General features: G+C 66.8%; 19 protein-coding genes. 7 read left to right on the forward strand and 12 right to left on the reverse strand.

What is annotated here, in order from left to right; all coding sequences use genetic code 11:
* Positions 1–6: 6 nt before the first annotated feature.
* The 12 genes from NA2_RS09935 to NA2_RS09990 all read right to left on the reverse strand — a co-directional run bounded on the left by NA2_RS09935 (position 7) and on the right by NA2_RS09990 (position 13172).
* Complete coding sequence (locus tag NA2_RS09935) at positions 7–693, reverse strand: ABC transporter ATP-binding protein (protein ID WP_008596565.1); 687 nt, start codon at positions 691–693, stop codon at positions 7–9.
* Positions 690–1439: an ABC transporter ATP-binding protein gene (locus tag NA2_RS09940; protein WP_008596566.1), complete on the reverse strand. Its 750-nt coding sequence runs from the start codon at positions 1437–1439 to the stop codon at positions 690–692. Before NA2_RS09940 ends, NA2_RS09935 begins: the two co-directional genes overlap by 4 nt.
* A complete protein-coding gene (locus tag NA2_RS09945; protein WP_008596567.1) occupies positions 1432–2403 on the reverse strand; it encodes a branched-chain amino acid ABC transporter permease in 972 nt (323 codons plus the stop codon). The genes NA2_RS09940 and NA2_RS09945 overlap by 8 nt, the downstream gene beginning before the upstream one ends.
* A gap of 9 nt (positions 2404–2412) precedes the next feature.
* Complete coding sequence (locus tag NA2_RS09950) at positions 2413–3333, reverse strand: branched-chain amino acid ABC transporter permease (protein ID WP_008596568.1); 921 nt, start codon at positions 3331–3333, stop codon at positions 2413–2415.
* Positions 3334–3542: 209 nt separating this feature from the next.
* The gene (locus tag NA2_RS09955) at positions 3543–4679 is read right to left on the reverse strand and encodes an ABC transporter substrate-binding protein (protein WP_008596569.1); all 1137 of its coding nucleotides are present in this window, start codon (positions 4677–4679) and stop codon (positions 3543–3545) included.
* A gap of 185 nt (positions 4680–4864) precedes the next feature.
* Positions 4865–5704 (reverse strand): tryptophan 2,3-dioxygenase, encoded by an 840-nt coding sequence (gene kynA / locus NA2_RS09960; RefSeq protein WP_008596570.1) that lies wholly within the window; start codon positions 5702–5704, stop codon positions 4865–4867.
* A complete protein-coding gene (locus NA2_RS09965) occupies positions 5701–7323 on the reverse strand; it encodes an AMP-binding protein (protein WP_008596571.1) in 1623 nt (540 codons plus the stop codon). Before NA2_RS09965 ends, kynA begins: the two co-directional genes overlap by 4 nt.
* 10 nt (positions 7324–7333) lie before the next feature.
* Positions 7334–8476, reverse strand: coding sequence for an acyl-CoA dehydrogenase family protein (locus NA2_RS09970; RefSeq protein WP_008596572.1), 1143 nt, complete (start codon positions 8474–8476; stop codon positions 7334–7336).
* 200 nt (positions 8477–8676) lie between these two features.
* Positions 8677–9489 (reverse strand): enoyl-CoA hydratase family protein, encoded by an 813-nt coding sequence (locus tag NA2_RS09975; RefSeq protein ID WP_008596574.1) that lies wholly within the window; start codon positions 9487–9489, stop codon positions 8677–8679.
* Positions 9486–9962: a MarR family winged helix-turn-helix transcriptional regulator gene (locus NA2_RS09980; protein WP_008596575.1), complete on the reverse strand. Its 477-nt coding sequence runs from the start codon at positions 9960–9962 to the stop codon at positions 9486–9488. The genes NA2_RS09975 and NA2_RS09980 overlap by 4 nt, the downstream gene beginning before the upstream one ends.
* Positions 9956–10714, reverse strand: a complete 759-nt coding sequence (locus NA2_RS09985) for an SDR family NAD(P)-dependent oxidoreductase (protein ID WP_008596577.1) — start codon at positions 10712–10714, stop codon at positions 9956–9958. Before NA2_RS09985 ends, NA2_RS09980 begins: the two co-directional genes overlap by 7 nt.
* A gap of 166 nt (positions 10715–10880) precedes the next feature.
* Positions 10881–13172, reverse strand: a complete 2292-nt coding sequence (locus tag NA2_RS09990; RefSeq protein WP_008596579.1) for a bifunctional salicylyl-CoA 5-hydroxylase/oxidoreductase — start codon at positions 13170–13172, stop codon at positions 10881–10883.
* A 223-nt stretch (positions 13173–13395) separates the two neighbouring features.
* On the opposite strand from NA2_RS09990, the gene NA2_RS09995 reads away from it, so the two are divergent.
* The 7 genes from NA2_RS09995 (at position 13396) to NA2_RS10025 (ending at position 19965) form a co-directional block, all read left to right on the forward strand.
* A complete protein-coding gene (locus tag NA2_RS09995) occupies positions 13396–14226 on the forward strand; it encodes an alpha/beta hydrolase (RefSeq protein ID WP_008596581.1) in 831 nt (276 codons plus the stop codon).
* Positions 14227–14304: 78 nt separating this feature from the next.
* A complete protein-coding gene (locus NA2_RS10000) occupies positions 14305–14541 on the forward strand; it encodes an Lrp/AsnC ligand binding domain-containing protein (RefSeq protein WP_008596582.1) in 237 nt (78 codons plus the stop codon).
* Between the two features lie 183 nt (positions 14542–14724).
* Entirely contained in the window at positions 14725–15222 is a 498-nt protein-coding gene (locus NA2_RS10005; RefSeq protein WP_008596583.1) for a hypothetical protein, read from the forward strand.
* Between the two features lie 151 nt (positions 15223–15373).
* Complete coding sequence (locus tag NA2_RS10010) at positions 15374–15649, forward strand: acyl carrier protein (protein ID WP_008596584.1); 276 nt, start codon at positions 15374–15376, stop codon at positions 15647–15649.
* Position 15650: 1 nt separating this feature from the next.
* Positions 15651–16865: a beta-ketoacyl-[acyl-carrier-protein] synthase family protein gene (locus tag NA2_RS10015; RefSeq protein WP_040677414.1), complete on the forward strand. Its 1215-nt coding sequence runs from the start codon at positions 15651–15653 to the stop codon at positions 16863–16865.
* 171 nt (positions 16866–17036) lie between these two features.
* Complete coding sequence (locus tag NA2_RS10020) at positions 17037–18293, forward strand: imelysin family protein (RefSeq protein ID WP_008596587.1); 1257 nt, start codon at positions 17037–17039, stop codon at positions 18291–18293.
* 157 nt (positions 18294–18450) lie between these two features.
* Complete coding sequence (locus tag NA2_RS10025) at positions 18451–19965, forward strand: di-heme oxidoreductase family protein (protein ID WP_008596588.1); 1515 nt, start codon at positions 18451–18453, stop codon at positions 19963–19965.
* Positions 19966–19986 lie beyond the last annotated feature (21 nt).

Here is a 19986-nt window from a genome sequence, read left to right on the forward strand (position 1 = left end):
GCGTGGTCACACGCCGAGAAAGCGCTCTTGGATGTCTTCCGTGAGTGCGGAGGGCGCGCCGGTCCATGCGGTGCGGCCTTTTTCGAGAATGACGCAGCGGTCCGCCACGGGCAGGAGCTCGCTCAGCGTCTTGTCGACGATCAGGATCGACTGGCCTTCCGCGCGAATGGCGCGGATGGCGCGCCAGATGTCCTGCCGGATGACCGGGGCGAGGCCCTCGGTCGCCTCGTCGAGGATGAGCAGGCGCGGATTGGTGGCGAGCGCCCGGCCGATGGCCAGCATCTGCTGCTCGCCGCCGGAAAGCGTGCTCGCATACTGGTCGCGCCGCTCGGCGAGCCGGGGGAACAGCGCGTTCACGCCGTCCAGCGTCCACTTGCCCGGGCGGGCGGCGGCGAGGATGTTTTCCTCCACCGTCAGGTTGGGGAAGCAGCGGCGGCCTTCCGGCACCAGCCCGACGCCGAGCCGGGCGATGCGGTGCGGCTTCATCCGCGTGATGTCCCTGCCGGCGAAGGCGATGCTGCCGGACTGGGCCGGGGTCAGGTGGCAGACGGAGCGGATCGTCGTCGTCTTGCCCATGCCGTTGCGGCCCATCAGCGCCACGGCCTCGCCCTCCTCGACCGAAAGATCGACGCCGAACAGCGCCTGCGACTTGCCGTAGAAGGTTTCCAGCCCCTGGATGTCGAGCAGCCTCATGCGCCCTCTCCCAGATAGGCTTCGCGGACATCGGGATGATTGCGGATCTCGTCGACCGTTCCCGTGGCGATGATGCGCCCGTAGACGAGAACGGAAATGCGGTCGGCGAGGGCGAAGACCGCGTCCATGTCGTGCTCGATCAGCAGGATCGGGGCCTCACGGCGCAGGCCGTCGAGAAAGCCGGTCAGCGCCTGCGAACCCTCCGGCCCCATGCCGGCCATCGGCTCGTCCAGCAGGAAGGCCCTGGCGCCGAGCGCCAGTGCGATGGCGATCTCGAGCTGGCGGCGTTCGCCGTGCGAAAGCTCGGCCGCCGGCACATCGGCACGGTCCGAAAGGCCGACGCGGGCGAGCGCCGCGCGGGCGGGTTCCGTCAGGCTCGCGTCGCGCATGACGGGCCGGAAGAAGCGGAAGCTCGATCCCTCGCGCGCCTGCACGGCCAGCATGACATTGCGCAGGGCGGAGAACTCCGGCGCCAGCGACGAGACCTGGAAGGTGCGGCCCATGCCTAGCCGCGCCCGCGCCGCAACGTCGAGCGGCTTGACGTCGCGCCCGGCGAAGCGGATCTCGCCGCTGTCCGGCTTCAGCGATCCGGCGATCTGATGGATCAGCGTCGACTTGCCGGCACCGTTGGGGCCGATCAGCGCGTGGATCTCCCCCGGCCTGAGGTCAAGGCTGACACCGTCCGTCGCCTTCAGCGCGCCAAAGCTCTTCTTCAGGTTGCGGATCTCGAGGATGGGTTCAGCCATGCCGCGCCCTCCCGGCAAGCATGCCCATCACGCCGCCGCGGGCGAACAGCACCACGCCGAGCAGGATCAGGCCGAGGAAGAGCTGCCAGTGCTCCGTAATGCCGCCCAGGGCGAATTCGAACAGGACATAGACGATGGCCCCCGCAAGCGGCCCCGCCAGCCGCCCGACGCCGCCGAGGATGATCAGCACGATCAGCTCGCCCGACATGTGCCAGGAGAACATGGAGGGGCTGACGAAGCGGTTGAGGTCGGCGAACAGCGCCCCGGCCACCGCCGTCATCATGGCGGAGACGACAAAGGCCGCGAGCCGGATGCGGAACGGGACGATGCCGACGGCGGCAAGCCGCGTCTCGTTCTGCCGGCCAGCCTGCAGCGCCGCGCCGAAGCGCGAATCGCGGATCAGCGCGAACAGGACGAGGCCGGCCGCCAGCAGGGCGAAGCTGATCAGGAAGAAGCTCATCGGCACCAGCGTGTTGGCGCCGGGGAAGGCGTTGCGCACATAGATCGACAGGCCGTCCTCGCCGCCATAGGCGGGCCAGGAGATGGCGAAATAGTAGATCATCTGCGCGAAGGCGAGCGTGATCATGATGAAGTACACGCCGGAGGTCCTGAGCGAGATCAGGCCGATCAGCATGGCGACGATGCCGGCGATGACGGCGCCGGCGATCCAGATGACGATCATCTGGTTGGTGCCCGGCAGGCCGAGCAGCAGGGGTTCGCCGTTGAAGGCGTGGGTGGCGAGGATACCGGCGGCATAGCCGCCGATGCCGAAGAAGGCGGCATGGCCGAAGGACACCAGCCCGCCGAGGCCGAGCGCGATGTTCAGCCCCGTCGCCGCCAGCGCCAGAATGGCGATGCGCGTGGCGAGCGTGATGTAGAACGGCTCGCCCATCGCCTGCGCGGCGAACGGGGCGGCCAGCAGGCCGAGGACCAGAAGGGCGGTGACGATCGTTTCGCGGCTCATCCCGTCACCTCACGCGCTCGCCGCGAACAGGCCGCGCGGCCTGAAGGCGAGGATCAGGGCCATGACGATGTAGATCAGCATGGAGGCGAGCGCCGCGCCGACGGTAGCGGCGTCCGAGGGGGGCATGAACAGGCCGAAGAGATGCGGCAGCAGGAAGCGGCCGAGCGTCTCGGTGAGGCCGACCAGCACCGAGCCGATCAGCGCGCCCTTGATGGAGCCGATGCCGCCGATGACGATGACGACGAAGGCGAGGATCAGCACCGGTTCTCCCATGCCCACCTGCACCGACTGCAGCGCGCCGACCATGGCGCCCGCGAGGCCGGCAAGCGCGGCGCCGAGGGCGAAGACCAGCGTATAGAGCGTGCCGATGTCGATGCCGAGCGCGCCGATCATCTCGCGGTCGCTTTCGCCGGCGCGGATGCGCATGCCGAGCCGGGTCTTGCCGATCAGCAGGTACAGGCCGATGGCGACGGCGATGCCGACGCCGATGACGGCGAGGCGGTAGACCGGATATTGCGCGCCGCCCGGCAGATGCACGGCGCCCGACAGAAGCTGCGGAATGTCGAGATAGAGCGGGAACGAGCCGAAGACCCAGCGCGTCCCTTCCGAGAAGATGAGGATGAGCGCGAAGGTGGCGAGCACCTGGTCGAGATGGTCGCGCTCGTAGAGTCGCCTTATGACGAGGATCTCGACGAGCGCGCCGGCGGCGGCAGCGGCGGCCAGGCTGGCGACCAGACCCAGCCAGAACGAGCCGGTCGCGGCGGCGACGGTCGCGCAGGCGAAGGCGCCGATCATGAACAGCGAGCCGTGGGCGAGGTTGATCAGACCCATCACGCCGAAGATCAGCGTCAGTCCGGCCGCCATCAGGAACAGCATGACGCCGAACTGAAGTCCGTTCAGGATTTGCTCTATGAGGAGGGCTAGGGACACGGGAGGTTTCGCGGTCTGGTTTTTAGGGTGGGCAATCCAGGCCCGTCATCCCGGAAAGCCGGGGGCTTATCCGGGACCCATTGGAAGAACGTTGTCGGGCGCAGCCCGGTCCTCGTTCAGACGCCGCCATCCTCTGCGGAGATCGGCCGCGCTTCTCAATGGGTCCCGGCTCTCCCTTCGGTCGGCCGGGATGACGGTCTGACCTTGCTCTACATCTTGCACTCGGCGGCGTAGGCGTCCTTGTGGTCGGTGAAGGCGGTGCCGACGATCTTGTTGGTCAGCGTGTCGCCGTCCTTCACCACCTCGCGAACGTAGAAGTCCTGGATCGGGTGGTTGTTGGTGTTGAACGAGAACTTGCCGCGCACGGAATCGAACTGCGCCTCTTTCAGCGCGGCACGGAAGGCGTCCTTGTCCTTGACGCTGGCCTTGGCCGCCGCCGAGAGGATCAGGTTCGCCGTGTCATAGGCCTGCGCGGCGTAGACGGACGGTAGGCGGCCATATTCGGCCTTGAAGCCGTCGACGAAGGCCTTGTTGGCGGCATTGTCGAGATCCGGGGCCCAGGAAGCGGTGTTCTTGACGCCCAGCGCGGCGTCGCCGATGGCCGGCAGCACGTCCTGGCTGAAGGAGAAGGCAGGCCCGAGCAGCGGCAGGCCGACGCCTGACTGCGCGTACTGCTTGGTGAAGGCGATGCCCATGCCGCCGGGCAGGAAGATGAACACCGAATCGGCGCCGGACGCGCGGATCTGGGCGATCTCGGCGGCGTAGTCGGTCTGGCCGAGCTTGGTGTAGACCTCGCCGGCCAGCTCGCCCTTGTAGTAGCGCTTGAAGCCGGTCAGCGAATCCTTGCCGGCCGGATAGTTGGGCGCCATGATGAAGGTCTTCTTGTAGTCCTTGTTGGCGGCCTCACCCATCGCCTCGTGGAAATTGTCGTTCTGGTAGGCGACGTTGAAGTAGTTCGGGCCGCAGCCGGCGCCGGCCAGCGCCGAGGGGCCGGCATTGACCGACAGGTAGATGATGTCCTGCGCCGTGACGGCGGGCACGACGGCCATGGCCAGGTTCGACCAGATGATGCCGGTCATCAGATCGACCTTGTCGCTCTGGACCATCTTGTCGGCGATCTGCACGGCCAGTTCCGGCTTCTGCGCGTCGTCCTCGGTGACGACCTCGATCTCGCTGTTGCCCGACTGCTTGATGGCGAGCATGAAGCCATCGCGCGCGTCGATGCCGAGGCCGGCGCCGCCGCCCGACAGGGTGGTGATCATGCCGATCTTGACCGGCTCGGCGAAGGCATTGCCGGCGAGGCCGGCGGAAAGCGCCAGCAGGCTGGCGGCAAGAATGTTTCTCATGGAAGTCTCCCTTTTATGTTCCCGTGTATCTGCAAGGGCAGGTGCCCGCCCCTCATCCGCCTGCCGGCACCTTCTCCCCGCGGGCGGGGAGAAGGAGGACGGTTGCGACGTCTATCACTCCCTCTCCCCGCTTGCGGGGAGAGGGTAAGGGTGAGGGGCCGGCGCGGCGGTTGATCATCGTCTCCTCACATATCAGTCCGTACCCGCCAAAGCTCGGGGAATAGTTCCACATCCAGCATCCTGCGCAAATAGGAAACACCGGATGTGCCGCCCGTTCCTCGTTTCAGGCCGATGATCCTCTCCACCGTGGTGACGTGGTTGAAGCGCCAGCGGCGGAAATAATCCTCGAAATCGATCAGCTTCTCGGCCAGCTCGTAGAGCGCCCAATGCTCGTCCGGCCTGGCGTAGACGGCCTTCCACGCGGCCTGCACCTCGTCGTTCGCCTCACGGCGCTCGCGCCAGCTCGTGCGCTCCGCATCGGCGCCGATGTCGAAGCCGTTGCGCGCCAGAAGCCGCAGCGCCTCGTCGTAGAGGCTCGGCTCGGCCAGGATCTCCTCCAGCCGGGCCGTGACGTCCGGCAGGTCGGAATGCGGCTTCAGCATCGAAAGGTTGCGGTTGCCGGCGAGGAACTCGATGGAGCGATACTGCCAGGACTGGAAGCCGGACGACTGGCCGAGCGCGTCGCGGAAGGTGGAGTATTCGCTGGGCGTCATGGTGCGCAGCACGTCCCAGGCGCTGTTGAGCTGCTCGAAGATGCGCGCCACGCGGGTCAGCATCTTGAAGGCGGGGCGCACGCGATCCTCGGCGAGCGCCGCCTTGGCCGAGCGGATCTCGGAGATCGCCAGCATCATCCACAGTTCGGAAGTCTGGTGCTGGATGATGAACAGCAGCTCGTCGCGGGCCGTCGACAGCGGCTTCTGCGCATCGAGGATCTTCTCAAGATGCAGGTAATCGCTGTAGGACATGGGCGGCTTGATGTCGGCCGCGCCGTCGTCATCCGGCTCGATATGTTCACGCGTCGTCATTCGTCACCCTCACGCAGGCGGAATCGCTGGATCTTGCCGGTCTGCGTCTTCGGCAGGGCGTCGATGAACCTTACCGAACGCGGATATTTGTAGGGGGCGATCACCGCCTTGACGTGATCCTGGAGGCGCTTGACGGAGGCCGCGTCGGGCGCCACACCCTTGGCCAGCACCACATAGGCCTCGACGATCTGGCCGCGCTCCTCGCTGGCCGCGCCGATGACGGCGCATTCCACGACATCGGCATGCGACAGCAGCGCCGCCTCCACTTCGGGACCGGCGATGTTGTAGCCGGCGGAAACGATCATGTCGTCGGAGCGGGCGGCGAAATGGAGATGTCCGTCCTCGTCCTGGAAGAAGGAATCGCCGGTCAGGTTCCAGCCGCCGCGCACATAATCCTTCTGTCGCTCGTCGGCGAGGTAGCGGCAGCCCGTCGGCCCGCGCACCGCGAGCCGGCCCACCTCGCCGCGCGGCAGCTCGTTCATGTCCTGATCGACGATCCGCGCCTCGTAGCCCGTCACGGGCCGGCCGGTGGTCGCGGGATGCATGTCGTCGAAGCGGTTGGAGATGAAGATGTGCAGCATTTCCGTCGCGCCGATGCCGTCAAGAATCGGCTTGCCGGTCTTCTTCGTCCACTCCTCGAACACCGGCCCGGGCAGCGTCTCGCCCGCCGAAACGGCGACGCGCAGCGACGACAGGTCGGCGCCCTCGTCCATCGCCGCCATCATGGCGCGGTAGGCGGTCGGCGCGGTGAAGCTGACGGTCGCGCGATACTTCTCGATGATCTCGATCATGTTCGGCGGCGTGGCGCTCTCGAGCAGCGTCGCGGCCGCGCCGAAGCGCAGCGGGAAGATCGCCAGCCCGCCGAGGCCGAAGGTGAAGGCGAGCGGCGGCGAACCGACGAACACGTCGTCCGGCGTCACCTGCAGGACTTCCTTCGCATAGGCGTCGGCGATGATCAGCAGGTCGCGATGAAAGTGCATCGTCGCCTTGGGCGTGCCCGTGGTGCCGGAGGTGAAGCCGAGCAGGGCGACATCGTCGCGCCCCGTCTTCACCGCCTCGAACCGGACGGGCTTGTCGAGCGCGACGCGGTCGAGCTCGGCGTCGAAATTGGCCGTGCCGTCGAAGCCGACGACCTGTTTGAGGAATTTGCTTTCCTTGGCGCAGGCGACCAGCTCGTCCTTGATGCGGGTGTCGCACAGGGCGAGACCGATCTCCGCCTTGTCGACGATCTTCGCCAGCTCGCCGGCGCGCAGCATCGGCATGGTGTTGACCACGACCGCGCCGGCCTTGGTGGCGGCCAGCCAGCAGGCGACCATGGCCGGGTTGTTGGCCGAGCGGATGAGGATGCGGTTGCCGGGCTTGACGCCATAATCCTCGACAAGCGCGTGGGCCAACCGGCTGGTCCAGTCGGCCAGCTCCTTGTAGGTGCGGCGGCGGCCATTGCCGATCAGCGCCACATGATCGCCGAAGCCGCGCTCGACCATGCGGTCGGAGAGTTCGACGCCGGCGTTCAGATATTCGGGGTAGTCGAAGCCGTCGAGCAGGAAGTCCGGCCACTGGTCCTCGGGCGGGAGATTGTCCCGCGCGAACGTGTCTGTGTGCCCCGTGGGTCCGAGCATGTGTTCACCCTCATTTTATCGTTTGCCGCGCGATGACGACTTTCTGGACGTCTGATGCGCCCTCATAGATGCGGAGCGCCCTGATCTCCCGGTAGAGGCTCTCCACGACGTGCCCGCGGCGGACGCCGTCGCCGCCATGGATCTGCACCGCCTTGTCGATCACCTCCTGCGCCCGGTCGGTAGCGAAGAGCTTGGCCATCGCCGCCTCGCGGGTGACGCGCGGCGCGCCCATGTCCTTGGTCCAGGCGGCACGGTAGATCAGCAGCGCGGCGGCATCGACGTCGAGCGCCATGTCGGCGATGTGACCCTGCACCATCTGCAGTTCGGCGAGCGGCGCGCCGAACAGCTGGCGGCCGGCGGCGCGCTCGATGGTCTCGTCCAGCGCCCGGCGGGCAAAGCCGAGCGCCGCCGCACCGACCGTCGAGCGGAACACATCGAGGACGGACATGGCGATCCTGAAACCCTCGCCCGGCTTGCCGATCATGGCCGAGGCCGGCACCCGCACTTCGTCGAAGGAAAGGCGGGCCAGCGGATGCGGTGCGATCACGTCGATGCGTTCGGCGACGGTCAGGCCAGGCGTGTCGGCGGGGACGAGGAAGGCGGAGATGCCCTTCGCGCCGGGCGCCTCGCCGGTGCGGGCGAAGACCGTGTAGAGATCGGCGATGCCGCCGTTGGAAATCCAGGTCTTCTCGCCGGAGAGAACATAGTCGCCGCCGTCGCGCGTCGCGACCATGTCCATGTTGGCGACGTCCGAACCGGAGCGCGGCTCGGAAAGGGCGAAGGCGGAGAGCGCCCTGCCGGCGCGGGTCCTGTCGAGCCATTGCTGCTGCTCCGGCGTGCCGAAGAAGCTGATTGCCCCGGTGCCGAGGCCCTGCATGGCGAAGGCGAAATCGGCCAGCCCGTCATGGCGCGCCAGCGTCTCGCGCGTGAGGCACAGGGTGCGCACGTCCAGCGGGCCGGGATTGGCCGTATCGAGCGCGGTCGGTTTCAGGAGGCCGGCATCGCCCAGACGCGCGACCAGATCGCGGCAGGCGGCATCGACATCGCCGTGATCGACGGGGAGGTTGGCGGCGCACCAGTCTTCCAGCCGCTCCGCCCAGTCGCGGTGACGCTGCTCGAAGAAGGGCCAGTCGAGGAAGGAGCGGTCAGGCATGGATTTGGATCCTTCCAAGGTCGCGTTTCTTCGCGCCCCCCTCTGGCCTGCCGGCCATCTCCCCCACGAGGGGGGAGATCGGCTGACATTGAAGCTTTCGCCAATCGTCAGGCGCAACGACCGTATTCGCGTAATCTCCCCCCTTAAGGGGGAGATGGCCGGCAGGCCAGAGGGGGGTAAAGCCTGTCGCCGTCATCGCATCAGTTTCCCTCGAAAACCGGCTTTTCCTTAGCCACGAAGGCACGGTAGGCGCGTTCGAAATCGCGGGTCTGCATGCAGATGGCCTGGGCCTGGGCTTCCGCCTCGATGGCCTGCTCGAGGCCCATCGACCATTCCTGGTTCAGCTGGGTCTTGGTGATGCCGTGGGCGAAGGTCGGGCCGGCGGCGATGCGGGCGGCCATGTCGAGTGCTTCCGTCTCCAGCGCATCGGCGGCGACGAGGCGGTTGAAGAAGCCCCAGCGCTCGCCTTCCTCGGCGCTCATGGAGCGCCCGGTGTAGAGCAGTTCGGCGGCGCGGCCCTGGCCGATGATGCGCGGCAGCATGGCGCAGGCGCCCATGTCGCAGCCGGCGAGGCCGACGCGGGTGAACAGGAACGCCGTCTTCGCCTCCGGCGTCGCCAGCCGAAGGTCGGCGGCCATGGCGATGATGGCGCCGGCGCCGACGGCCACGCCGTCGACGGCCGCGATGATGGGCTTGTTGCAGGCGATCATCGCCTTGACGAGATCGCCGGTCATGCGGGTGAAGGCGAGCAGGCCCTTCATGTCCATACCGACCAGCGGGCCGATGATGTCGTGAACGTCGCCGCCGGAGCAGAAATTGCCGCCATTGGGGAGGAACACAACCGCGTCCACATCGTCGGCATAGGGCAGGGCGCGGAAGGTGTCGCGCAGCTCGGCATAGGATTCGAAGGTGAGCGGATTCTTGCGGTCCGGCCGGTCGAGCTGGACGACGGCGACGCGACCCTCCATGCGCCAGAGGAAATGTTGCGGTTTGAGACCCGCCATGGCGCTCATGCCTCGCCCTCCCAGTTGCTTTCAAATGCCTTCAGTGTCGCCGACAGGGCCTTTGCCTCGTCCTCGGGCAGACCGGTCAGCAGCTCGTCGATCCAGCGCTCATGCGCCTGGGCCATGGCGGCGAAGGCCTCCTTGCCGGCGGGCGTCAGCTTCACGATCGAGGTGCGGCGGTCCCCCGCGCGTTTGGAGCGGCTGGCGAGGCCATCATTGACCAGGCGCTCGACAATGCCGGTGACATTGCCGTTCGAGACGAGGAGGAAGCTCGAAATGTCGCTCATCGCCATGCCCTCGGGGGCGCGGTCGAGCGCCGACAGGACATCGAAACGCGGCAGGGTTGTGTCGAAGCGCGTCTTCAGGCGTTCGCGCAGCACCGCCTCGATCAGGCGCGAGGCGCGCAGGATCCTGATCCACAGGCGCAGGCGTTCCTTGGCCGGGGCGCCGGAACGAACGGCAGTCAGGGGAGCGCTCACCATGTTTCACCTCCAGAGATGGAAATCGACTGGCCGGTGACCGATGCGGCTTCGGGGCTGACGAGCCACAGGGCTGCAGCCGCCACTTCCCGCGGCTGCACCAGCCGTCCGTGGGGATTGGCTTCGACGAAGCCCCTGCGGGCCTCCTCGTGGCTGCGCCCGGTCTTCTCGACCACGCGCTCGATCGATTCCTCCAGCATGTCCGTCTCGACATAGCCGGGGCAGATGGCGTTGACCGTCACGCCGGTCTTCACGAGCTCGGCCGACAGGGCGCGCATCAGGCCGATCACGCCGTGCTTGGACGCCACATAGGGCGCGACATAGGCATAGCCTTTCAGCCCGGCGACGGACGCGACGAAGAGAATGCGGCCGCTGCCGCGCCTGGCCATCGGCGAGAGCGCCGGCTTCACGGTCAGGAACGCGCCGGTCATGTTGACCTGAACGGTGCGGTTCCAGTCGTCCAGAGATGTGCGGTGGGCCGGGGCGCTGGTGGCGATGCCGGCATTGGCGATGACGATGTCGAAAGCGCCGCGCGCCGCCTCCGCCGCCTCGTAAAGCGCCTGCACGGAGGCCTCGTCGGTCACGTCGGCGGTCATCGCGTGGATGCGGGCATGGCTGGCCGCCACCTTTTCCAGCGGTTCGGCGCGCCGGCCGCAGATGGTGACGTCGATGCCGGCTTCCGCGAGCGCCATTGCGATCGCCGCGCCGACGCCCGAGCCGCCGCCGGTGACGAGCGCGTGGCGGGAAGCGGTCATCGGTGCGCTCCCCGGTTTGCCGCAGGCGCCCGCCCCTCATCCTCACCTTCTCCCCGCACGCGGGGAGAAGGGGGCATAGAGGTCGCCGCTTCCTCCTTCTCCCCGCGTGCGGGGAGAAGGTGCCGGCAGGCGGATGAGGGGCCGCGCAAACGCTCGAAAGGCATCGTCACACCTTCCCCGTCATCTGCTCGGCGCGCTCGGCAAGCCGGTAGGCCTGGTCGCGGCCGGGAAGATAGGGATCGGGCCAGGCGACGCCCTTGTCGCACAGCGTCACCGCGGCGTGCAGTGTCCAGTAGGGGTCGGCCAGGTGCGGCCGGGCGAGGCAGACCAGATCGGCGCGGCCGGCCATCAGGATCGAATTGACGTGGTCCGGCTCGTAGATGTTGCCGACGGCGATTGTCGCCATGCCGGTCTCGTTGCGGATGCGGTCGGAGAACGGGGTCTGGAACATGCGGCCATAGACGGGCCTGGCGCGCTTCGAGGTCTGGCCGGCCGAGACGTCGCAGATGTCGACGCCGGCTTCCTGCAGCATGCGGGCGATCTCGACGGCGTCGGCCGGGGTGATGCCCTCGTCGCCGACCCAGTCATTGGCCGAGATGCGCACGGAGATCGGCTTGTCGTCGGGCCAGACGGCGCGGACGGCGTGGAAAAGCTCGAGCGGATAGCGCATGCGGTTTTCGAGGCTGCCGCCATATTCGTCGTCGCGCCGGTTGGTCAGCGGCGAGATGAAGGAGGAGAGCAGATAGCCGTGTGCGTAGTGCAGCTCGAGCATGTCGAAGCCGCAGCGCTCGGCCATCTCCGCGGCGGCGACGAACTGGTCGCGCACCATGTCCATGTCGGCGCGGTCCATGGCCTTGGGCGTCTGGTTCCTGTCGGACCAGGCGACCGCCGAGGCGGCGAGGAGCGGCCAGTTGTCCTGATCGAGCGGCGCGTCCATCTCCTCCCAGCCGAGCTGGGTCGAGCCCTTCGGTCCGGAATGGCCGATCTGGGCGCAGATCCTGGCGTCGGTCTCGTTGTGGACGAAATCGACGATGCGCTTCCAGGCCGTCTCGTGCTCGGGCTTGTAGAAGCCGGGGCAGCCGGGCGTGATCCGCCCTTCCGGGCTGACGCAGGTCATCTCGATATAGACGAGGCCCGCGCCGCCCTTGGCGCGCTCGCAGTAATGGACGAAATGCCAGTCGGTCGGCGAGCCGTCGACCGCCTTGTACTGGGCCATCGGCGAGACGACGATGCGGTTCTTCAGCGTCATGCCGCGCAGCTTGTAGGGCGCGAACATCGGCGCGCGCGCCAGGTTCGAGCCGGCGCCGGCCTGGTTCTGGAACCATGCCTCGGCGCCCGACAGCCACTCGGCGTCGCGCAGGCGCAGGTTCTCGTGGCTGATGCGCTGCGAGCGGGTGAGCAGCGAATAGTTGAACTGGACCGGGTCCAGGTCCAGGTAGCGCTCCACCTCCTCGAACCACTCGAGCGAGTTGCGGGCGGCCGACTGAAGGCGCAGCACCTCCAGCCGCCTGGCGTCCTCGTATTTCTCGAAGGCTTCTTTCAGCGTCGGCTCGGTGTGGAGATATTCGGCCAGCGCGATGGCGCTCTCCAGCGCCAGCTTGGTGCCGGAACCGATGGAGAAATGGGCGCTCGCCGCCGCGTCGCCCATCAGGGCGATGTTCTCGTGCGACCAGCGCTCACACAGCACGCGCGGGAAGTTGATCCAGGCCGAACCGCGAATGTGGTTGGCGTTGGTCATCAGGGGGTGGCCGCCGAGATGATCCTTGAAGATGCGTTCGCAGACGGCGATGGAGTCCTGCTGGCTCATGCCGCCGAAGCCGAACTTCTCCCAGGTCTCCTCGGAGCATTCGACGATGAAGGTCGCCGTCTCGTCGTCGAACTGGTAGGCGTGCGCCCAGACCCAGCCGTGCTCGGTCTTCTCGAAGATGAATGTGAAGGCGTCGTCGAACTTCTGGTGCGTTCCGAGCCAGACGAACTTGCACTTGCGGACGTCGATGTCCGGCTTGAACACGTCGGCGAACATGGTCCGCGTCCTGGAGTTCAGCCCGTCGGCGGCCAGCACCATGTCGTTCTCGGCCATGAAAGGACGCGGATCGTCGATCTCGGTCTGGAATTCGAGCCTGACGCCCAGCTCCCGGGCGCGCTCCTGCAGGAGGATCAGAAGGCGCATGCGGCCGATGCCGCAGAAGCCGTGGCCGGTCGACAGGGTGCGCGTGCCCTTGTGAATGACGGCGATGTCGTCCCAATAGGCGAAATACTCGCGGATGCGCTCGGCGCTGACGGGGTCGTTCTCGGCGAGGTTGTCGAGCGTCTCGTCGGACAGGACAACGCCCCAGCCGAAGGTGTCGTCCGGCTTGTTGCGTTCGTAGACCGTCACGTCATGCGCGGGATCGCGCAGCTTCATCGAGATTGCGAAATAGAGCCCCGCGGGACCTCCGCCAAGAATTGCGACTTTCATGCTCGCGCTCCGTCCTCCCAGGATCGCCTTCCACCTGGCTTTTAAGAAGGAAAGCATCGCACCGGCGGCGGGACATTTCAAGTATGAAATTTTAAGGTTGAAATATAGTCTGCCTGTGGTCAGTGTAACGCAGATGCGGGGCCGATGACAGGGAGCGGCCATCGCGCTATGCACAGCTTTGCCCGGCGGCAGCCCTCCGGGCCTTCGACGGAGGAGAGCCGACATGTTCTACCGGGAAATCGCCGACTGGGACGATGCCTATGCGAACGGCGCCAACATTCCGGGCGGCGACCGCTGGCCCGACCTCTGGGTCGCGCCGGCAAGGGCCTACCGCGAAAAACTGTCGGCTGCGGGCCGAGCCGAGCTCGACATCGCCTATGGGGACGGCGCGCGCAACCGGTTCGACCTGTTCCTGCCCGAGGGAAGCCCGCGCGGTCTGGTCGTCTTCATCCATGGCGGGTTCTGGCTGCGGCTCGACAAGAGCTTCTGGTCGCATCTGGCGGCGGGAGCCGTGGACAGCGGCTATGCGGTCGCCATGCCCTCCTACACGTTGTGCCCGGAGAACTCGATTGCGGGCATCACCGCGGAGATCGGCCGGGCGGTGACGGCCGCCGCCGGGCGCGTCGACGGTCCGCTGATCCTGACCGGCCATTCGGCGGGCGGCCATCTGGCCAGCCGCATGGCATGTGCTTCCTCGCCGCTTCCCGAAGGCGTGCGGGCGCGGCTGCGGCACGTACTCTCCATTTCCGGCGTGCACGACCTGCGGCCGATGATGCGCACGGCGATGAACGAGGGCCTGAAGATCACCGCCGAGGAGGCGCAGGCGGAAAGCCCGGCGCTCCTTTCGCCGCTGCCGGGCATGCAGCTGACCTGCTGGGTCGGGGCTGCGGAGCGCGGTGAATTCCTGCGGCAGAACGCCCTGCTCGCCAACATCTGGACCGGGCTGGGCGCGCGCACGGCAATCGTCGAGGAACCGGACAAGCACCATTTCGACGTTATTGACGGTCTGGCCGACGCGGATCACCAGATGGTGCGCTGTCTGTTGACAGTCTAGGCCGATGCGCCGAATCTCGCGGCAATCTGTTATTCGATGCGCGTCCCGGCCCAGGCCGGGCGCGTCCCTGGAGCCTTCATGAGACCCGTTTTCGTTCAAGTGCGTTGCAAGCCCGGCAAGACCTACCAGGTCGCCGACGAGATCTACAAGCGCGAGATCGCTTCGGAACTCTACTCGACCAGCGGTGACTACGACCTTCTGATGAAGGTCTATATCGAGGACGGAGTCGATGTCGGCAAGTTCATCAGCGAGAACATCGCCAATGTACCGGGCATTCGCCGCTCGCTGACAACGCTGACCTTCAAGGCGTTCTGAATCCGAAGGACGGGTGGGGGTACTGCGCCGCCATATGCAATTGCCCTGCCGCAAGGGGGGGAAACGTGGCGTTCGCCGGCCTGTCGCGCATTCCCGGTCCGTTTCGAGGGAACCCGTACCCTGCCGTTACCGTTGCGTTTGTCGAGCGAACATGTTTTCTGCGCGCGAACACAGGATGAACTCATGAGCATGACGATCGGATGCCGGCCGTGGCGGCCGGAAACCGAATTCCACTGGATTGCCACGCTGGCGCTGGCCGCGGCCCTCGCGCTGCAGACGCCCCTTCTGGCGCAGGGGCTCGACCGGGAAGAAGCCATCGACGCCATTGTCGGCTCGGACGTCAAGACGGAGGAGGTCGAGGCCGCCTCGGCCACCGACCGCCTCGTTGCGGCCATCGCGGCAACGGCGGAGAATGCCGAGCGCGTGCGCAAGACATTCTCGCTGGAGGAGGTCGACATCGTCTTCCTGCAGGACCTGGACAAGGGCCCGGACGGCGTCAGAAAGGTCCTCGCCGAGAAGGAAAGCGCCATCGCCATGCTGCGCGAGGCCATCGAGGGCAGCGCCCTGTTCTATCACGCGGTCGATTCCCGCTCCGTCATGGTGCGCAACATCGTGGCGCTGGAGTATGGCGACGGGGACAAGGTGACGATTTTCGTCGAAGGCCCGCAGGACAATCAGTGAGTCTCGCCCAATCGCGCCCGAATATGCGTCGGGCGCACTTGCCGCACGGGCTGGTTTGGTTTCTTATGTCCGGCAGTTGTAGCGAGTTTGGCACGGACACCTCAACCGGTGGTATTGCGGCCGGCGCAAAGGTGGACCGAGGAGATGGTTTATGAATGCTGACAGTCGCGTGAGCGTCGACGACATCGGCCAGACAATTCTTGAGAAGATCAAGGTCCATGCACAGGAAGATGCCTCGAGCATCTCGCTGGACACGCCGCTCGCGGATCTCGGCATCCATTCGCTCGAGCTGACGGAAATCATCTTCGACGTCGAGGACGAGTTCAACATCGAGGTCGAGATGAATACCGCCGAGGCCTGGGAAAGCCTCGAAACGGTGCGCGACATCGTTGCCGCCGTGTGCGAACTGGTGGATGCCAAGAGCTAGGATGTCCGCACCGCGCATTGTCATAACCGGACTTGGCGGTATCTGTGCGCTGGGAACGGACGTTTTGTCCATCTGGTCGGGCATGCGGGAAGGGCGTCAGGCCATCGGGCCGATCACCATCACGGCGCTGCACGAACTGAAGGCGCGCATCGGCGCCGAGATCAAGGAACTCCCCGATCACGGGTTCGATCATCGCCGTCTGGTGACGATGGACCGGTTCAGCCTGCTGGCGGCGATCGCCTCCAGGGAAGCGCTTTCGCAGTCGGGCTTCGCCGTCGATTCCACCAATACGGGCCGCATCGGCGCGGTGGTCGGCACGGGTGTCTGCGGCTGGGAAGCCATCGAGGAGAGCTATCGCGGCATTCTGCTCGAGGGCAAGCCGCGCACGGGCATCTTCACCGTGCCGCGCGCCATGCCCGGCGCCGCCGCCGGCCAGGTCAGCATGACGATGGGCCTGCGCGGCCCGGTTTTCGGCGTTACCTCGGCCTGCTCCTCCTCCAATCACGCCATCATCGCGGCGGCGGACCAGCTCCGGCTGGGGCGCGCCGATGTGATGCTCGCCGGCGGCACCGATGCGCCGCTCATCTACGGCATCCTCAAGGGCTGGGAGGCGCTGCGCGTGCTCGCCCCCGAAACCTGCCGGCCCTTTTCCGCCGACCGTCAGGGCCTAGTGCTGGGAGAGGGCGCGGGCATGGCGGTGCTGGAAACGCTCGAGCACGCGCAGGCGCGCGGCGCGACCATCCTGGCGGAACTGGCCGGCGGCGGCATGACCGCCGACGCCTCCGACATCGTGGCTCCGACGGTCGACGGCCCGGTGAACGCCATGCAGGCCTGCCTTGCGGAAGCCGGGCTGACGGCGCAGGACGTGGACTACATCAATGCACACGGCACGGGCACGAAGGCCAACGACAAGATTGAAACCCAGGCGATCCGCCGGGTTTTCGGCGCCCATGCCGACAAGCTCTCCGTATCCTCGACCAAGTCGATGCATGCCCACTGCCTCGGCGCTTCCGGCGCGCTGGAGCTGATCGCCTGCGTGAAGGCCATTCGCGAGAGTGTGGTGCCGCCGACCGCGGGCTACCGCGTGGCCGACCCCGACTGCGACCTCGACGTGACGCCCAACACGGCGCGCGAGCGGGATGTCCGCGTGGCGCTGAGCAACGGCTTTGCGTTCGGCGGCACCAATGCCGTGATCGCGGTCAAGGCGATGGAATAGCCGTCGCGGGCGCAGTGCCGGGCCCAAACACCCGGCAAGCCTTGCCATCCGAAACCTGATAATTTAAGTCTACTAATGACTGACGGATGCCGCCGGTGCGTATCACCGATGCGCCGATCGGGGGCCTCCCGTGTCTGGACATCGTTCGGAATCGCATGAGAGGGGTTTATCATGAAGCGCATCTTACTTTTGAGCACGGCTCTGATGACGGGGGGCATCGTCCCGGCGGCGGCCGTTGAGCCGCAGGCGGTCGTCTCGACCTATGCGGACATTGCGCTGGCGACCTTTGAGGACAGCCTGAGCACCGCGGAGACCCTGCGCGAGGCCATCGGCAAGCTGGTCGAGGCGCCGTCGGAGGAAACGCTCGGCGCGGCGCGCGCGGCCTGGCTCGCGGCGCGCGTTCCCTACCAGCAGAGCGAGGCCTACCGCTTCGGCAACGCCATCGTCGACGAGTGGGAAGGCCGCGTGAACGCCTGGCCGCTGGACGAAGGGCTGATCGACTATGTGGATGCCGGCTATGGCACGGAGTCCGACACCAACGCGTTCTACACCGTCAACATCATCGCCAATGACAAGATCAGCAGCGGCGGCACCGAGATCGACGCGACGACCATCACGCCGGACGTGATCCAGTCGCTGCACGAGGTGGGCGGAATCGAGGCCAATGTCGCGACCGGCTACCACGCCATCGAGTTCCTGCTCTGGGGGCAGGATCTGAACGGAACGGAAGCCGGCGCCGGCGCGCGTCCGGCAAGCGATTTCGACCCGGCCAACTGCACGGGCGGCCATTGCGAGCGGCGCGTCCAGTATCTGACAGCGGCGGCCGACCTGCTGATCGCCGATCTTCAGGAAATGGTGGCCAACTGGCAGACCGACGGCGAGGCGCGCGCTTCGGTGACCGGTGATGCCAAAGCCGGACTGACGGCGATGCTGACCGGTCTCGGCTCGCTGTCCTACGGCGAGCTCGCCGGCGAGCGCATGAAGCTCGGCTTGCTGCTGAACGATCCCGAGGAAGAGCACGATTGCTTCTCCGACAACACGCATAACAGCCACTACTACGACCTGGTGGGCATCCGGAACGTCTATTTCGGCTCCTATGAGCGGGTCGACGGTTCGAAGGTGGAAGGGCCGAGCCTGGCCGATCTCGTCGCCGAGAAGGATGGCGCGCTCGCCGAGGAGCTGAAGACGAAGCTGGACGTGACGCTGACGGCCATGACGGCGCTGAAGGAGCGTGCCGAGGGCGGCGAGGCCTATGACCAGATGATCGGTCAGGGCAATGACGAAGGCAATGCGGTGGTGCAGGCGGCGATCGACGGCCTTGTCGACCAGACCCGCTCGCTGGAGCGCGCCATCGCGGCGCTCGATCTTTCCGGCATCGAGCTGGAAGGCTCCGACAGCCTCGACAACCCCAACGCCGTTTTCCAGTAGGACGAGGAAGCGCCGGGCCGGCAAGCGGCCCGGCGCTCTTCCGAGAGATGCCGTGCGTCCACTCGGACGCACAAAGGACGATCCAAATTATTGATGGAGCATCGGAATGACCGAAAACCGGATTCCACTTTTGGGTCCCATGCTCTAGACCGTACCGATGAACCCAATCTTCCGTGGCGTCGCGATTGCCGGTCTGCTTTCCTTCATGGCAGTGGCCAGCGGTGCCACCAGCGTACCGCAGCGCGACGACCTGACCGACGATGACCGTCAGCGGGTGGCCAGCGTCACCGCGCCGGCCACAGCATTCGACCAGCCGGAGCGCTTCGAGCGCATGCAGGCGGGAGCGGCCACCTCGACCAAGCGCATCAATGCGGACGCCTTCTCCCATGCCTCGGCGAATCTGGAATTCGAGGAGTTGCAGCGTTTCCTGCTCGGCAACGGGCTGTTCCGCAAGGATTGGGTCTCGGCACCGTCCTCGACGCAGGCGTCGGACGGGCTCGGCCCGCTGTTCAATGCCCGCGCCTGCCAGTCCTGCCACATCAAGGACGGGCGCGGTCACGCTCCGGCGACGGTCGACGATCCGGCGGTCTCGCTCCTGGTGCGGCTTTCCGTTCCGCCCGGTGAAGCGGAAGCGGCCGCCATCGCGGACGGACGGCTCGCGGCGGCGCCCGAGCCGGTCTACGGCCAGCAGCTCCAGGATTTCGCGGTGGCCGGGCTGAACGCCGAGGGCCGCGTCGAGATCACCTATGAGGACGTGCCGGTAGAACTGTCCGGCGGCGAGACCGTGACCTTGCGCAAGCCGACGCTGACGCTCAAGGATCCGGGCTTCGGTGCCTTCCATCCGGGCATGATGACCTCCGTGCGGGTCGCGCCTCCGATGATCGGCCTCGGCCTGCTGGAAAGCATCCATGAGGCCGATATTCTCTCCGGCGAGGATCCGGACGACCGCGACGGCGACGGCATTTCGGGTCGCGCGGCCCGGGTGCGCGATGCCGAGGGCGTGTGGCGGCTCGGCCGTTTCGGCTGGAAGGCGATCATGCCCACGGTAGCGGAGCAGTCGGCGGGCGCCTTCTCCGGCGACATGGGGCTTTCGACACCGATCGCGCCGGACCATTGGGGCGACTGCACGGGAGCGCAGCAAGCCTGCCGCGCCCTTCCGCATGGCGCGCAGGAACGCCTCGGCGCGGAGGAAGTGCCGGGCGACCTGCTCGATCTCGTCTCGTTCTACTCGCGCCACCTGGCGGTGCCGGTGCGCCGCAAGGTGAACGACGCCAACGTGCTCGCCGGCAAGAAGATCTTTTACGAGGCGGGCTGCGCCACCTGCCACCGGCCGAAATACGTGACGCGCCGCGACGTGCCCGATCCCGCGCTGCGGTTCCAGCTCATCTGGCCCTATACGGACATGCTACTGCACGACATGGGCGAGGGCCTGGCGGACCATCGCGGCGAGGGAACGGCCGACGGCTATGAGTGGCGCACGCCGCCCCTTTGGGGAATCGGTCTCAGCAAGGTGGTGAACGGCGAAGCCAGCTTCCTGCACGACGGCCGCGCACGCACCCTACTCGAGGCCGTGCTCTGGCATGGCGGCGAGGCGCAGGCGGCGCGGGACAGGATCGTGGAGATGGAGAAGCAGGACCGGGAGAACCTCATCCGCTTCCTGGAATCGCTCTGAGCACGGCGAGCGGAACCCGCC

The organism is Nitratireductor pacificus pht-3B (assembly GCF_000300335.1).
In the GTDB taxonomy this organism is placed as follows: domain Bacteria; phylum Pseudomonadota; class Alphaproteobacteria; order Rhizobiales; family Rhizobiaceae; genus Nitratireductor; species Nitratireductor pacificus.